Source organism: Listeria sp. MAN/IMW/UF464, assembly GCF_058683955.1.
The window spans coordinates 81,980-97,287 of the sequence record NZ_JBZWZP010000003.1; the positions used below are offsets into that span (position 1 = coordinate 81,980).

Consider the following 15,308-nt stretch of genomic DNA (forward strand, 5'->3'; position numbering starts at 1 on the left):
TGACACCCTACTTTCCATACAATTTTTCTATTATTTTTTCCATTCCTTCATCAAAATCTTTTTTACCCCAAGCAGTAACTAATTTGCCATCTTTACTGACAATTGCAACACCATTTTCAGTTATAAAAGCAAATTTTTCTCCTCCATTTTGGGATAAAGCTTTTCCACGCTCCACAAAATCGTCAACTTGACTCTTAGAAAGACCACGTTGTTTCAATCTAGACATTCCATGTTCGGAGTGTTCAGACCAATTTATTTTAATATTAGGATGATTAACTAATTTACCTATTTTTCCAAAGTCCGTTCCAACTTCAACGCCATTATTTTTCTTTCTTCTGTGTAACCAATCTTTAGAAACCTTGAACTTCTTCCCTTTATAACCTCCAACAGTATAACGGAAAACAAGACCGCTTATAATACCAAACCCTTGCGCTTTACTGATTTCTTTCCCAGTAAGAGGACACCTTTATATATTCTAAAGATGCCCTTTGTTTTATTAAGAATACTCTATAAAAATTTCGCTATCTAAGTTATCTTTTAATAACTTAATTAGTTTCATCATAATCTCTTGTGTAACATTATCTAACACTTTTATATCGATTGTTTCGAATTGTTCCAAAACTTTTCTGTTGTCTGGAATCACCCATGAGCTTTCGTCATACCAACCTTCATATAAATGATAATAATATGCTAAAGAACCCCATCTACTATCAACCGTACTAAGTTCATTCATAATATTGTTAAAGTAGCCTTCCCACATTTCTATACCTGTTTTTTCACCATTTATATAAGTATAAAAGTCAATTTCTGGATATCCTTCGAAACCTTTATAAAAATTATCCATATTTTATCTTCCGCCATTCCTTATTATTCCCAATGTCCACCTGTTAACATTTAGGATTAAACAACTACTCTACTTCTCGCATTTCTTTTATTCAAATGAAATTTGTACTGTATTTTCATTTGTGCTCTGTTTTACCTGTTGAATAATTTCTTGCACTTCAGATTCAGAAAGCTTTTTATTTTCATATGGAGGTTCCCAATTCTTCATAGAATCTTTAAATACAACAAATTTACCTCCAACTAACATTTCTCCATCTGCTTTCACTACATATCCATTCTCTAAATCAAATTTCACATGTGAACTATTACCTGTAATTTTCATTTCACTTACTTCCTTTCAAAAATTATTTTTTCAAGTCCTGTTTTAGGATCAATCGTTGTTATCTTCGTTACGTTAGGATTATTTTTTAATCTAGGTAACTCAACATTTTCCCAAATATTTCCTTTTCTCAAATCCGAACCAACTACTGCACGAACTTCACCAGAAACTTGTTCTGCATAAGAACCAGAAGCCAAATCCCATGCTTTCATTGACTCAGGATTATTAAAATCCCAGTCTGGCATTTCAATATTTTTATTTCCTATTGTTGATTCTAAAGTAACGCCACCTTTACTTTTAGCTACATCAGCCGCTATATCAGCTCCACCAACGCCTTCTGTTCTACCAGACCAGAAAAATGCAGTATCTGGTTCTGTTTTCAATTTAGGATGAATTTCGTCAATATTAAATCCTTTAGCTCCACTAGCTTTCTTTCTTCTACGTAGCCAATCTTTTGGAATCTTGAACTTCTTCCCTTTATAACCTCCAACAGTATAGCGGAAAATAAGACCGCTTATAATACCAAACCCTTGCGCTTTACTTATCTCTTGCCCAGTAACCGGGTCTATTCCATCTTTTACCGATTGAATAACTGCCTGTAACAACTCGGCTTCTTCCTGTGCTTCATTGCTTTCATGTGGTAATTCCCCATTAAGCACGGCGGCATTGTACGCGTTCGTTGCTTCTACGTCTACTATACCATTTTTCATTAACACCCACATTTGGCCACGGTACGTTTTTTGATATTCGTCAAAATTGAATGTTGTTTCGTTGTTTTTGAGCGCTTTTCCTAAGGCGTTTTGCATCCGGGTTACGGTGGTGAAATTCAGTTTGCTCATATCATAGGTGCCCGTTTTACTGTTAAATTGAATGTTCGACTGGAGTTCGCGAATGGTTTGCTGAATTCCTCGGACTAAATCGGTTAAATTATCAAAAAAACCGCCATGACTTTGTTCAAAAGCCAAGTATTTTTCTAAGATATTTTCCTGTTTGTAGGCGATGCTTAGCTGGGAGCGATAACTTTGCATTTGCCCTTCTGTTCCGGTATTCATCCGCTGGGCTAGTGCTTCTTTTTTCGCTTCGATGCGATCAATCATTTTCCCGAGTTCGTATAAACCGGCCGCATCAATTTTCGCATCGGCCGAACCATCCACTTGGGCGTGAAAATCGGCTATATATTGCGCTAATCGTTCTTCGCTTTCGTTCATTGCTTCGATTATCGCATCACATAATGGAAAATAAGTCATTTGGTAATAATTTTTCGATGCATCAATCGCTTTTCCTTTTAAACTGCCGTCTTCGGTATAGTTTTTCACGGCTTTTTTGATGTCTTTAATGCTTTTTCTTCCGGCTTCATTAGCTGTATGTAGTTGGTGCGCAAAGGTTTGTATTTCTCCGATGTCAATTCGGCTCACTGTAACAACTCCTTTTGTAAATCTTGTTGTTGATTTTCTAATTGGTAGATGTTTTTTTGGCAAGCGGTGATTTTTTGTTGGTGTTCTTCTTGGTTCGCTTGGATTTTTTTATGCCACTTCTGTTTTTCTTCTTCCTGTAAATCCGCCAAATAGTAGCCGAAACTTCTTGATTCTGCGCCTTGCCAAACTTCGCGCAGAAGCTCCAGCGACTCCCGTTCTTCTTGATGGACACGTGCAAAATCTTCCGCTAACCACTCTTGTTCATTTTGTTGTCGTTGTAAATCTTGCAAAAAATCTTCGGCCGCGGATTGTTCTTTTTTCAGCAATTGTAGTTGTGTCTCCATTTGTTGGCTCTTTGCATCCATTTATTTACCTCCCAATCCCATGCCTCGTTCAAGCTCTTGGTCTTTACGAGTAAATGATGCGCCTAATTCTTTCAATCTTTTGGTATCCGTTCCTACCACACCCTGAAAATTGTCCACCGCGTCTACCAAATCAAACAATGCTGTTCGAAAATGGTTGATGGAATTGGCTTGACTGTAGGCCATATTGCCACCTTTCATTGGTAAATATTCAGCTGATTTGCCTTTAGATTCTAGCTTCGTCGCATGTTTTTTTAATGTAGCTTCTTTAACTTTTATTTCACTCATTCGCTTACTTCCTTTCTATCTCGCTCTTCCTTATTGTAGCACCGTAAGCGGACTGTCTTTGTGAGCATTTTATGAATAAATTTGACTTAATGAAGCTATATTAAGTTAATAATTTCGCTTCTTATTTCTTATTATGTATAAAAAAACACTTTGAATAAAAAATCAAAGTGTTTTCAAAATTAATATCTACGTGATAACCCTTTTCTCAGCACATCGCCAAGCACGTTAAATGAAAGGATGGTCATTAAAATTAGTAATCCGGGGAAAAGCGCCAAGTAAGTTGCTTCGCCGACGTAGCCTTGCGCATTGTTCAGCATGCTGCCCCACGAAGCGTTAGGCTGTTGAACACCGAGGCCAAGGAAACTTAGTGCTGACTCGGTTAAAATGGCTGTAGCGACGTTTAATGAAGCTGCAACGACGATGGATGGCATCGCGTTTGGAATAATATGCTTGAACATAATGTGGAAAAATCCGCCACCCGAAGACTTGGAGTACAAAATGAATTCACGTTCTTTTAATGTTAACGTCTCTGCTCGAACAATCCGCGCCACTTCCATCCAAGAAAGCAATCCGATAATGATAATAATATTCGAAATTCCCGGTTTTAAGTACGCATTTAAAATCATTAGTAGGAAAAATGATGGAATCGACATGAAAATATCAAGAAAACGCATTACCATATTGTCAATGAATCCACCAAAGTAGCCACTAACGGTACCAGCGAGTGTTCCAACGACAACGGCAATCATCATCGCAAACACGCCAACAAGTAGTGAAACCCGGCCGCCGTACAAGACACGCGTCAAGTAATCCCGACCATGGTCATCCGTCCCAAACCAATGCGAGGAATTTGGCGGCATCAGTTTGTCCTGAACGGAAAGAGCATTGGGGTCATAAGGCGAAAGGAACGCGAAAATACAAGCGACTGTAATAAGAATCAGCACACTCGTCGCAAAAACAGCGCGGCGGTCAGCCAGCATAAAACGCCAAAAACTCCGCTCTCTGGTAGCATGAACAACTTCCGCATCCCGCTCGAAATCTTGCATTGTTTTTTTCGAAAAATCTAATCGCATCATGAATTCCTCACCCCATTTCCCTAATCCGTGGATCGACAATCATATAAGCTAAATCGGCCAACAAGTTCCCAATAATTAATAATAGCGCTGAAAAAAGTGTAATCGCCATAATAACTGGATAATCTAGTTGGAAAATCGCATTAATCCCAAGCGACCCCATTCCCGGCCATGAAAAAATACTTTCGGTAATAAAAGCGCCTGTAATGACTTGCGGAAGTGACATCCCAAGTAGTGTTATGACTGGCAACAAGGAATTTTTCAAGACATGATGCCCCATAATTTGTACTTTGGATAGACCTTTCGCATAACCGAATAAAACATATTCTTCTTTTAATTGGTTAATCGTATTCGAGCGGACGTAACGATAATATGCCGCGCACCCTTGGAAAGTCAGCGTTATAACTGGCAAAATCGCATGCTCCGCCATATCCCAGAAGGAGTCGACCCCAATCGTTCGCATCCCTAGACTTGGGAGCCACCCTAATTGAATCGAGAACACATCTATTAAAATCATCCCAAACCAAAAAATCGGAATCGAAATCCCAATATAAGAAATCCCGTTTAGCACTTTATCAATCCACGTATTTTCATAATTCGCCGCAACCAAACCAAGTGGAATCGACAACAATAACGTCAGAACGAGCGAAGTTCCCACCAAACCAAGTGTCGCTGGAATTCTCTCTAAAATTTGTTGTAAAACTGGTTGGCTGTTCACAATCGAATAACCAAGATTACCTTGGAGCAAATTCCCAAGCCAAATAAAATACTGTACATAAATCGGTTGATCCAGCCCTAAGCTCTGTCTAATCCGCTCCACATCATCAGGATTCATATCAGGCGTAACAAACGAATTCACGGGATCCCCGGGCGCTAATTTTATAAGTGCAAACGAAATAATCGAGATAATAAACAGCATCGGAATAATTTGCAATACGCGTTTTATGATTGTTTTTAGCATAATTTATCTCCTATCTAAAACACTAAAAATGACAAGTAAAAACCTGAACCTGCCAAAAACAAGCATGGCAGGCCAGATTTTTTACGAATGATTTTTAATTATTATTCCGTTAAATATAGTTTAGAAAGATCACGGAACATTGTTACTGGTTGTGGTGTTGCAGCTTTTTGACCACCGTAACGGCTATCAAGAGCTAGCACTGCATTATCATAAGAAATTGGATAAATTACAGCGTCATCAGCAATGGTGTTTTGGATTTTTTCATAGATTTCTTGACGTTCTTTATCATCCGCAGTTACAGCACCTTTTTCCCAAAGTGCATCTAGGTCTTTGTTGTGGTAGTTAGCGTAGTTGTATGGCTCGTCGCTTTTAAATAGAGATTTATATGCATCAGGATCGTTCCCCATGATATAACCATTTAGTGCGATAGAGTAGTCTGCGTTTTTGCGGTCAAGTGTGATGTTGCTTAGTGCATTTGGATCTGTTGGTTTCAAGTCAAGTGTCACGCCGATTTCTTTGTATTGTTGTTGTAAGTAAAGCGCGATACTTTCTTGTGATTTACTGTTGTTTAAATAGTAAACAGTTAGTTTTTGGCTTGTATCAAAACCGCTTTCTTTTACTAATTTTTTCGCTTTGGCAATGTCTTGGTCGTATGTTTCTACTTTATCCGTGAAGTATTTCGTGTTTTCTGTTAGGAACGAAGAAGCTGGTTTTGCGTATTCATCTGAACCGTAAGCTGCATCAATGATTTCTTCACGGTCAAGCGCATAAGAAAGGGCTTGGCGAAGTTCTTTTGATTTAAGAGCTGGTTGGTTTTCGTTGAACGTTGCATAGCTTAAGCGGTTTTCCGGGTAAGTGATAATGTTTACCGCGCTCGCTTTTTCTACTTTTTTTCTATCAGAAGGTTGAATGGATTTTAAGTTAATTTCGCCATTTTGCAGTGCTAAATTAGCTGCGTTTTGGTCTTTTGTGATTCGGAAAGTAACTTTATCCAATTTTGGTTTGCCGTCAAAATAGTCGTTGAACCGTTCTAGGGAAACATATTCACCTGTTTTGTATTCAACAAATTTGTACGGACCTGAGCCGATTGGATTTTTGTTTTTATCACTTTTCTCGATGTTTTCTACCCCTTCAAAAATGTGTTTTGGAATTGGGAAGAATGTTTTAATTGTATTTTCAAAGGCTGGAGCAACAGTTGGTAAAGTGAATTTCACCGTTGTATCGTCCACTGCTTCTACTTTTACAGGTTTATCATCAAAAACAAAGTTGCCGCGGTTCGGGCTGTTTTGTTTTGTATCTAAAATAGAATTTACAGTAAATACTACGTCATCTGCAGTCAAAGGTTTGCCGTCATGCCAAGTTAAACCATCTTTTAGTTTCACAGTGTAAGTTAAGTTGTCGTCTGAAATATCTAAGCTTTTTGCAAGTGCCGGTTTCCCGTCAACTTCCCAAAATAGCGGTGCGTATACAGCTTGTTGAATCGTTAATGTTACACGATCAGAAGCGTAGTTCGGATTGATAACTTCTGGATCTCCAGTAACGCCGATAATTAGAGAGCCGCCGTCTTTCGCTTTGCCTGAACCGTTTGCTTTGTCTGAACTAGCGCCAGAGCCTCCGCAAGCCGTTAACACCAAGGCAAAAACTGAGATAACCGCTACTAATAAAAATTTCTTCATCTAACAAAAACTCCCCTCTTTAAGCGCTAAAAATAACGCTTCCTCTGTTTTTTGGTCAGAATCGAAGCGCCTCATTAAAAGCTACTACTTATCTGCCAGAATATTACTTCTGATCGGAATTAGCATAGAACTTGCGCTCCGCTGCCGGGTTTCACTGGGCCGATTCCCTCCACCACTCTGGATAAGAAATTGTAATACTATTATTCCTATAAGTTTACTGTGAATTAAAGATACACTGAAAAGAACCAGATGTCAAGAAGAGAAAACTGGATTTTTAAAATTTATTTTATAAAAAAATAGACTGGGATTTGTTCCCAGTCTACGCCTATTATTTATCGGCTTGTACTTCTTGATATTCTGGCTTCTTAGAAAACTCAGCTTTAGCGAACGGGCAAAGTGGAATAATTTTCTTTCCTTCTGTTTTTGCTTTCTCGACAGCGCGTTTCACAAGTTCTTGAGCTATTCCTTGACCACGAGCCGCATCATCCACCCCAGTATGGTCAATAATAAACATATCTTCCCCAGTTGGCACAAAAGTCACTTCACCAACCTCGACACCTTCATCATTTACCGCATAAATTCTATTTTCACCGTTTTTATATTCCATTTGTTATCCTCCTATTTCTCTATATACTGAAGCGCTCCACTTGGGCAAGTATGAATCACCCGTTTTGCCTCTTCTTTTGGTACGTTATCTGGCATAATCCATGGTTTTCTATCCAAATTAAAAAGTTCTGCGTTACCTTTTACACAATTACCGGAATGTGCGCAAATATTCGTATTAAAATAAATATCTACTTCTGCCCCGCGATACTTACGGTAGCCTTGTTCTAATAATGTTTCTTCTTCCATCTGATTACCTCCTTCGCCAAAGTTTCCTTACTCTTAGTATATTCCACTCATCTACTAAAAGAAAACGTCCCGAAAAAGCATCCCAGTCATTGACTTTCAAGCCAGTTATTGAAATAATAAAGATATTTTATAAGTATATTTAACAATAGAAGAAGGAGTGGAAATAATGGCATTTTATTTTGAAGAACCGTCCCGCACATTTAGTGAGTTTTTACTAGTTCCAGGCTACTCGTCCGCTGAATGTGTACCAACAAACGTTAGCTTAAAAACACCGATTGTAAAATTTAAAAAAGGGGAAGAATCTGCTATCACAATGAACATTCCGCTTGTTTCCGCAATTATGCAAGCTGTTTCTGATGATAACATGGGAATTGCTCTCGCTAAAGAAGGCGGCGTATCTTTCATTTTCGGATCTCAATCAATCGAAAGTGAGGCTGCAATGGTTTCTCGCGTGAAAAATCATAAGGCTGGATTCGTTATTAGTGATTCTAATATCAGCCCAGATAAAACCCTCCAAGACATTCTTGATTTAAAAGAAAAAACTGGTCATTCTACAGTTGCAGTTACAGAAGACGGCACAGCGCACGGTAAATTACTTGGAATCGTGACAAGTCGCGACTACCGAGTGACGCGTATGAGTCCTGATGAAAAAGTTGCAGATTTCATGACGCCTTTTGAAAAACTAGTTACTGCTAAAAAATCGACCACTTTAAAAGAAGCTAACAACATTATTTGGGACCACAAATTAAATGCTTTACCACTTGTAGACGATAACGAACACTTGGTTCACATGGTGTTCCGCAAAGACTACGACTCAAATAAAGAAAATAAATTAGAATTACTTGATTCCTCCAAACGTTATGTAGTTGGAGCTGGAATTAACACACGCGACTATGAAGAACGTGTTCCCGCTCTAGTAGAAGCTGGCGCAGATATTTTGTGTATCGATTCCTCTGAAGGATACTCCGAATGGCAAAAACGCACACTTGACTATGTTCGCGGTAAATACGGCGATACAGTCAAAGTCGGCGCAGGGAATGTTGTTGACCGAGATGGCTTCCGTTATCTTGCAGAAGCTGGCGCAGATTTCGTTAAAGTTGGCGTTGGTGGTGGCTCCATCTGTATCACACGTGAACAAAAAGGTATCGGCCGCGGACAAGCAACCGCCCTAATTGATGTTGCTAAAGCTCGCGATGAATATTTTGAAGAAACAGGTGTATATATTCCGATTTGTTCCGATGGTGGCATTGTTTATGACTACCATATGACATTAGCTCTAGCAATGGGCGCTGACTTTATTATGCTTGGTCGTTACTTCTCCCGTTTTGACGAAAGCCCAACAAACAAAGTTAATTTAAATGGCACGTATATGAAAGAATATTGGGGTGAAGGAGCTAACCGCGCGCGCAACTGGCAACGTTATGACCTTGGCGGCGATAAGAAATTATCTTTTGAAGAAGGCGTAGATTCTTATGTTCCTTACGCTGGATCTTTGAAAGACAATGTTGCCATCAGCCTTAGCAAAGTCCGCTCTACTATGTGTAACTGCGGCGCGCTAAATATCCCTGAGTTACAACAAAAAGCAAAAATCACGCTTGTTTCGTCCACTTCTATCGTAGAAGGTGGCGCGCATGACGTTGTTGTAAAAGATGCTTCGAACAATTTAATCAAATAAAAACAAAATTGGTTGGTGTGAATTTGGTAAATTACCATTCTCACACCAACCAATTTTTTCATTTAGGCATCTCAGACAATCGAATATTTTTCTTTAATTTCTTTCATTGGTAGTGGACGACTAAAATAATAGCCTTGGAAATAATCCACTTTCATTTCGCGTAACGTCTTCACTTGTTCGATGTCTTCTACGCCTTCTGTAACAACTTTCCCGCCTAAATCATGGCATAAATTAACAATTGCTTGAATAATAATTTGTTGCTTTCGATCCGTTTTTAAAAGAGCAATAAATGACATATCTGTTTTTACAATATCAATTGGTAAACTACGCAAATATGCCAGCGAGCTGTAGCCTTTTCCAAAATCATCCATGCTCACTGTGACGCCGAGTTTTTTAATTTTACGTAAGTTTTTATCTGCAACAGCTAGCTCCGTAATTTCGCCCCGTTCGATAATTTCTATTTCTAGGCATTCCGGATACTTTAAATGTTCTTTCACATAATCATATAAAAAAGTCATATAATTACTACTTACAACATAATGTGCCGGAATATTAATCGAAATCGAAAAACGTCCCCCTAGCTGGTTAATTTGTTCAATTGCTGTTTCAGCCACAAAGTCCTGCATTTCTCGTGTTGCATTTAAAAGGGCAATATCTTCAAAGAAATCCGCTGGAGCTAGAATCGCCGTCGCTGTCTTTAGTCGAATTAAACCTTCAAATCCGATAAGCTCATTCGTTTTGGCATCTACTTTTGGTTGATAATACAGTAAGAAACTATTTCTTCTAATCGCATCCCAAATTTCCGTACTAGAGATATCCATCTTATCCCTCCTTTATCTATAGTTTACCCTTTTTTCAACCGAAATGAAAATATAGCCAAAAATTATCGTTACATTTACACAAAATCCATATTTCCTATTGCTAGGGTGATTCCTCTTTGCTACAATTATAGCTAGGCACCTTTGAGTTAGCGCTTACAAATTTGCCACTGGCGAAAAAAGGGAGAGTGTGAAAGTGAACAAATTTTTCAAGAAAACTACACATGTTTTACTCGTAGCAGGGCTCACAATCGGACTTACAGCACCATTCACCGGGACAACAGCACAAGCAGCAGCAGATACTGTTCCTATCCAGATTTTGGGGATAAATGATTTCCACGGAGCGCTTGAAACAGCCTCCAAAGATGCATCAGGCTCACCAATCGGAGGCGCGGATTACTTAGCTACTAACTTGGACAACGCTACTAGCTCATTTTTACAGGCAAATCCTGGGGCGACAACTGACAATGCTATCCGTGTTCAAGCGGGCGACATGGTCGGCGCAAGTCCAGCAGTATCAGGTTTACTTCAAGACGAGCCAACGATGAAAGTTCTCCAAAAAATGAATTTCGAAGTTGGCACATTAGGTAACCACGAATTTGACGAAGGTTTACCTGAATACAAACGAATTTTGGACGGAGTTTCTACAAACAAATTCGGACCAATCGTAGAAGCTTATCCACGCGTTAAAAGTGACATGAAAATCGTCGCAGCTAACGTGGTCAACAAAGGAACAAACACAGTCGCAGAAGGCTTTTTACCATACTATGTAAAAGAAATTGATGGCGTCAAAGTTGGCTTCATCGGTATCGTTACAACAGAAATTCCTAATTTAGTTCTTGCAAATCATATTAAAGACTACGATTTCCTTGATGAAGCAGAAACAATCGTTAAATACTCTGCTGAACTTAGAGGCCAAGGCGTTAACGCAATCGTTGTTCTATCCCACGTTCCAGCACTTTCCACTGGGAACCCAAACACTGGAACAAAACAAGATGTAGCCGGGGAAGCTGCAAATATGATGACAAAAGCAAATGAATTAGACCCAAATAACTCGGTCGATTTAGTCCTTGCAGGGCACAATCACCAATACACAAACGGATTAGTTGGAAAAACTCGTATCGTCCAAAGTTACAACAATGGTAAAGCTTTTTCAGATGTAACTGGCGAACTTGATAAAACAACTGGCGATTTCGTTTCACCACCTGACGCTAAAATTACATATAACTCGAGAAGCGTCACACCAAATGCCGATATTACCGCAGTAACCGAAGATGCGAAAAGCCGCATTGAAGGTGTTATTAACGAAACTATCGGACTAGCAAACAAAGACGTTATTTCTCGTGACACAAATCCAGACAACAAGGCAATTGATGATAAAGAATCCGAACTTGGTAACATGATTACGGATGCGCAACGTTATATGGCAAATAAAGCCGGCGCCGATGTCGACTTTGCTATGACTAACAACGGCGGAATTCGTTCTGATCTTACTACTCGTCTTGCAAATGGCCAAAACGAAATCACATGGGGCGCGGCACAAGCTGTTCAACCATTTGGTAACATTCTTCAAGTAGTCGAAATGACGGGCGCTGATATTTTGGAAGCTCTAAACCAACAATATTTAAGCAACCAAACTTATTTCCTACAAATTTCTGGATTAAAATATACTTTCACAGATACAGATGATCTAGACCATGCTTACAAAGTTGCGAGCGTTACAACAGAAGACGGCACTCCTTTAAAAGCCGACCAAAAATATAAAGTCGTAATCAATGACTTCCTATTTGGCGGTGGCGATGGATTCTCAGCCTTCAAAAAAGCTAATCTAGTAACTGCAATCGATCCAGATACAGAAACATTCATCAACTACATCAAAGACCAAAAAGCTGCCGGAAAAGTCATTACAGCTCAAAAAGAAGGACGTAAAGTCTACAAATCCCAAGCTGAAATCGACAAAGAAACTGAAGATGCAGCTATCAAAGCAATCAAAGACGCAACAAAAATCAATAAATTAGCTGAAAAAGACAAAAATCTAACTGGAACTACTTTACCAGGTGCTACTGTCTCTGTTCAAAAAGCAACTGCTAATGCAAGAATGGCGCTTGCTGCCGGACCTAACGCAACAGCTGATGCAAACGGTAAGTTCTCCGTAGATGTTACTTCTTTAAACCTTAAAAAAGGCGACCAAGTAACAACAACAATCACTGACACAAACGGCTACAGCACAACTTTCCAAGCAACTGTTCAAGAAGCAGCTTCAACTACCCCTCCAGATAATGGAAACGGTAATGGCGGAACGGACAATGGCAACGGAAATAACGGCGGAACAGATGGAAATAGTGGTACAAATAACGGTAATGGCTCCGGAAATACTGGCGGAACTACAACTACCGAAGACCCAACAACCTCCACACCAAATACATCTAACTCAGGGACATCTTCCAACACTTCCCTACCAACAACTGGTGACACAGCTGGACTTGCAACTGTGTTTGGAGTTATTTTAACAGCTACCGCGCTTTATACTTTACGTAAGAGAAGTTAATAAAGAAAAAACCCACTAATAGCTCCTTTATTAGTGGGTTTCCTTTATATTAACGTAAATTGTAACCTTCTACAGATAGAATAATCGAATTAGCATAAGGATCAACTAGAGCATCCCAGCCTGTAGGTTTCATTCTTCGTGCTCTTGCATTAACGACACGCATTTTAGAAGTTGTAAATTCAACAATAAAGTAATAGATAGTAGCAAATCCATCTCCTTGTAAGACAATATTAGAAAGATCAACTCGCGGATAATCTTCTAATTTTTTCACATGAAAACTCTCTTGACGTCGAACACCGTCACCGTGCATCCACGACACTACAATATACTCAAAATTAGCTATATCTCTTGGTAAATAGACTGTACTAGTATCATTTCCTTTTAACTGACCTTCAAATAGAGTTGCTGATGCAGGTCTTTTTCGACTAAACTTATTTGTAAAATCATCACTATTATTTAAATTTGTTATTGTATATAATTTATTTCGTCTTCGAACCGTCTTCCCATCACCACTATTTCCACCAGTGAAGACTGTTTGTACTAAAACCGGTTCCCCTGTTTTACTAACAAAAAAGTCCATACCTTCTGGCTCACGGTATTTGTTAAAGGGCTCACCCAACTCATCATCACTACCCCACGAAATCCATTGCTTGTCATACAAACTACCATCAATGAGAGAATGCGTATACAAGTAACATTTACTTACAGGATCAAGTGCTGTACCTCCTGGACCAATCGCAATATAAACTTTATCTCCAAAACCAGCAAATCCTTGTAAATAGCCATAGGTTTTATTTCCTACGTCAAACTTAATCGAGCTATCTGTGGCACCTTGCTCAAATTCCGCAAGAGTAAATTTCATTACCGTTGCTGTATTATCTGCTAATAAGGTGAAAACAAATACATCATCATTTGAAATACTAATATTTAATGATTTTTTTTGTTTAAAATCCCCTAATTTCTTAGCTTTAGAAGAGTTTTCAGTGATAGTCGTGTCTTTCTCAAATTCAAATTTATATACAACTTTATCTCCACTAGAAGTATGAATCGGTGCATAAATATAGTCTTTTCCATTGATAGTTTTTACACCATATGCAGAATTATGAGTACCTCCGACTAGTAACATTTTCCCCATAACTTCACCATTATTATCAATTTGATAAATAGTTGCGTCATTCGGCTCTACCCGTGCAGTTTGAGAAACTCCGTACACATAAGAATCACTAATCATAATAAACTGAAACGGCTCCCAGCAATTTACAAGTGTAGCCAAATTGTCCTGCGCTTTTTTAATATCAAATTCTTTTACTAATTCACTCATTTAATATTCCTCCTACAATTTTATTTCTTTATTTGAAAATCTACTTCACTCCTGCAACAATTCCCACACAATAATCCTTTTGATATTCCTTTGATTTCAAAATTTTTATGTGCTATCACAGAAATCTACATCAATCCATATTTTTGTCATGATCATCCTCCTTATCCCCTGATTTCGCATCGAAAATCAAAATTAATTTTTTCAATACTTCTGGAACCTTCATTCCCATTCGAACGAAATTTTCCAATATAGAAATCAGCTCATTCGCCAAATAGAAAAAGATAACCGCATCCCGCGTTGTATTATGCGTTCCCATAATCAAATCTATTTGATGAGCGATAGCAACTAAAATCAAAATAGCGATTTTTTTCGCAATTCCTTTAAAACCCATTTTGCTGCTAAGTTCCCCCAGATACCCTGAAGTGAGTAGCCCAGAAATATAGTCAGCTACAATAAAGCACACCAGCACTTTCACCAATAAATCCACTTCCCCAAACAAGTAGCGAAACACCGCATAAAAATCCGTGATTGCAAGTTTTAGAAAAAAATCCATATAGAACCTCCTTTAACTTTTGTCACAATCCTATTCAGATAACACTCCATCAAATTTTTTCAATATAAGTCATCCATTTATCCAAATGAAAAGCCAATACATCAATCATCTCCTGCTGAACTGGTCGTTGCTTTTTTCTATTCAAGCCGTTTTTTCGTTTCCATTCGGCAAGTGAGGACCTTGATACTCCAATAAATTTGCTGATTTCTACATCTGACTTTGTTTTTTTATGTTCGCGGTATTCATTTGGTGTTAAAATAAGTAGTTTTTGTTCCGCCGTTAAAAGTCCTTTTTCTCTATCCCCTAGTGCTTCAAAATACTCCAACTCTTCTATTAAACGTTTCCGAATAAATCTATTTTCTTCTTGTTCCAGTTGAAAAATTAGTTGGATTTGCTTTTCTTTTAAAAGTTTTCTATCCATCCATTCCCACTTCCATCTCATAAATTTGTAAGCTCACTTTTGTCACCAAAATGGTGCTATCGGTGCAAAATCAACCTCATTTATTTTCTAGCTCTAAACATATTATAGCACCATTTTGGTTACAGGTAAACTTTATCCGACAAATATGTTCGAAAAAGTTCCATTTTGGTGCTAAAAATGCTA

16 protein-coding genes, 1 pseudogene and 1 riboswitch are annotated in these 15,308 nt (G+C 38.4%); of the genes and pseudogenes, 2 read left to right on the top strand and 15 right to left on the bottom strand.

The annotated features are described in order from the left end of the window. Positions 1-7 precede the first annotated feature (7 nt). The 11 genes and pseudogenes from AC4PG0_RS10265 to AC4PG0_RS10315 all read right to left on the bottom strand — a co-directional run. Positions 8-460, bottom strand: a pseudogene (locus AC4PG0_RS10265) (T7SS effector LXG polymorphic toxin); the annotation flags it as partial. 36 nt (positions 461-496) lie between these two features. Next, entirely contained in the window at positions 497-844 is a 348-nt protein-coding gene (locus AC4PG0_RS10270) for a dihydroorotate dehydrogenase (quinone) (RefSeq protein ID WP_112120342.1), read from the bottom strand. Between the two features lie 87 nt (positions 845-931). Next, positions 932-1,165: an Imm74 family immunity protein gene (locus AC4PG0_RS10275; protein ID WP_003732237.1), complete on the bottom strand. Its 234-nt coding sequence runs from the start codon at positions 1,163-1,165 to the stop codon at positions 932-934. Positions 1,166-1,170: 5 nt separating this feature from the next. Next, a complete protein-coding gene (locus AC4PG0_RS10280; protein ID WP_492167530.1) occupies positions 1,171-2,577 on the bottom strand; it encodes a T7SS effector LXG polymorphic toxin in 1,407 nt (468 codons plus the stop codon). Next, positions 2,574-2,942, bottom strand: a complete 369-nt coding sequence (locus AC4PG0_RS10285) for a hypothetical protein (protein WP_003728921.1) — start codon at positions 2,940-2,942, stop codon at positions 2,574-2,576. Before AC4PG0_RS10285 ends, AC4PG0_RS10280 begins: the two co-directional genes overlap by 4 nt. Next, positions 2,943-3,227: a DUF3130 domain-containing protein gene (locus AC4PG0_RS10290; protein ID WP_153648483.1), complete on the bottom strand. Its 285-nt coding sequence runs from the start codon at positions 3,225-3,227 to the stop codon at positions 2,943-2,945. 179 nt (positions 3,228-3,406) lie between these two features. Then, positions 3,407-4,300: an ABC transporter permease gene (locus AC4PG0_RS10295; protein ID WP_003724035.1), complete on the bottom strand. Its 894-nt coding sequence runs from the start codon at positions 4,298-4,300 to the stop codon at positions 3,407-3,409. 10 nt (positions 4,301-4,310) lie between these two features. After that, positions 4,311-5,261 carry an ABC transporter permease gene (locus AC4PG0_RS10300; protein WP_003724034.1) on the bottom strand — a complete coding sequence of 317 codons (951 nt, stop codon included), beginning with the start codon at positions 5,259-5,261 and terminating at the stop codon, positions 4,311-4,313. Positions 5,262-5,362: 101 nt separating this feature from the next. Next, the gene (locus AC4PG0_RS10305; protein WP_003772562.1) at positions 5,363-6,937 is read right to left on the bottom strand and encodes an ABC transporter substrate-binding protein; all 1,575 of its coding nucleotides are present in this window, start codon (positions 6,935-6,937) and stop codon (positions 5,363-5,365) included. An 85-nt stretch (positions 6,938-7,022) separates the two neighbouring features. Beyond that, a riboswitch (SAM riboswitch) is annotated at positions 7,023-7,125 on the bottom strand. 140 nt (positions 7,126-7,265) lie between these two features. Continuing rightward, positions 7,266-7,544: a GNAT family N-acetyltransferase gene (locus AC4PG0_RS10310; RefSeq protein ID WP_003772565.1), complete on the bottom strand. Its 279-nt coding sequence runs from the start codon at positions 7,542-7,544 to the stop codon at positions 7,266-7,268. Positions 7,545-7,555: 11 nt separating this feature from the next. After that, positions 7,556-7,789, bottom strand: a complete 234-nt coding sequence (locus AC4PG0_RS10315) for a (4Fe-4S)-binding protein (protein ID WP_003759861.1) — start codon at positions 7,787-7,789, stop codon at positions 7,556-7,558. 166 nt (positions 7,790-7,955) lie between these two features. Between AC4PG0_RS10315 and AC4PG0_RS10320 the strand changes: the two genes are divergently transcribed. Beyond that, entirely contained in the window at positions 7,956-9,464 is a 1,509-nt protein-coding gene (locus AC4PG0_RS10320) for an IMP dehydrogenase (protein WP_033533703.1), read from the top strand. A 71-nt stretch (positions 9,465-9,535) separates the two neighbouring features. Here AC4PG0_RS10320 and AC4PG0_RS10325 read toward each other — a convergent pair whose 3' ends face one another. After that, positions 9,536-10,285 (bottom strand): EAL domain-containing protein, encoded by a 750-nt coding sequence (locus AC4PG0_RS10325; protein WP_010990256.1) that lies wholly within the window; start codon positions 10,283-10,285, stop codon positions 9,536-9,538. Between the two features lie 187 nt (positions 10,286-10,472). Here AC4PG0_RS10325 and AC4PG0_RS10330 point away from each other — a divergent pair, with 187 nt between their 5' ends. Continuing rightward, a complete protein-coding gene (locus AC4PG0_RS10330) occupies positions 10,473-12,830 on the top strand; it encodes a bifunctional metallophosphatase/5'-nucleotidase (protein ID WP_492167531.1) in 2,358 nt (785 codons plus the stop codon). 49 nt (positions 12,831-12,879) lie between these two features. Here AC4PG0_RS10330 and AC4PG0_RS10335 read toward each other — a convergent pair whose 3' ends face one another. The 3 genes from AC4PG0_RS10335 to AC4PG0_RS10345 all read right to left on the bottom strand — a co-directional run bounded on the left by AC4PG0_RS10335 (position 12,880) and on the right by AC4PG0_RS10345 (position 15,125). Then, positions 12,880-14,151 carry a phage baseplate protein gene (locus tag AC4PG0_RS10335; protein ID WP_003772576.1) on the bottom strand — a complete coding sequence of 424 codons (1,272 nt, stop codon included), beginning with the start codon at positions 14,149-14,151 and terminating at the stop codon, positions 12,880-12,882. 130 nt (positions 14,152-14,281) lie between these two features. Beyond that, on the bottom strand, positions 14,282-14,704 hold the full coding sequence (locus AC4PG0_RS10340; protein WP_003764866.1) for a phage holin family protein: 423 nt from the start codon (positions 14,702-14,704) through the stop codon (positions 14,282-14,284). A gap of 49 nt (positions 14,705-14,753) precedes the next feature. After that, positions 14,754-15,125 carry a hypothetical protein gene (locus AC4PG0_RS10345; protein WP_033533706.1) on the bottom strand — a complete coding sequence of 124 codons (372 nt, stop codon included), beginning with the start codon at positions 15,123-15,125 and terminating at the stop codon, positions 14,754-14,756. Positions 15,126-15,308: the final 183 nt, after the last annotated feature.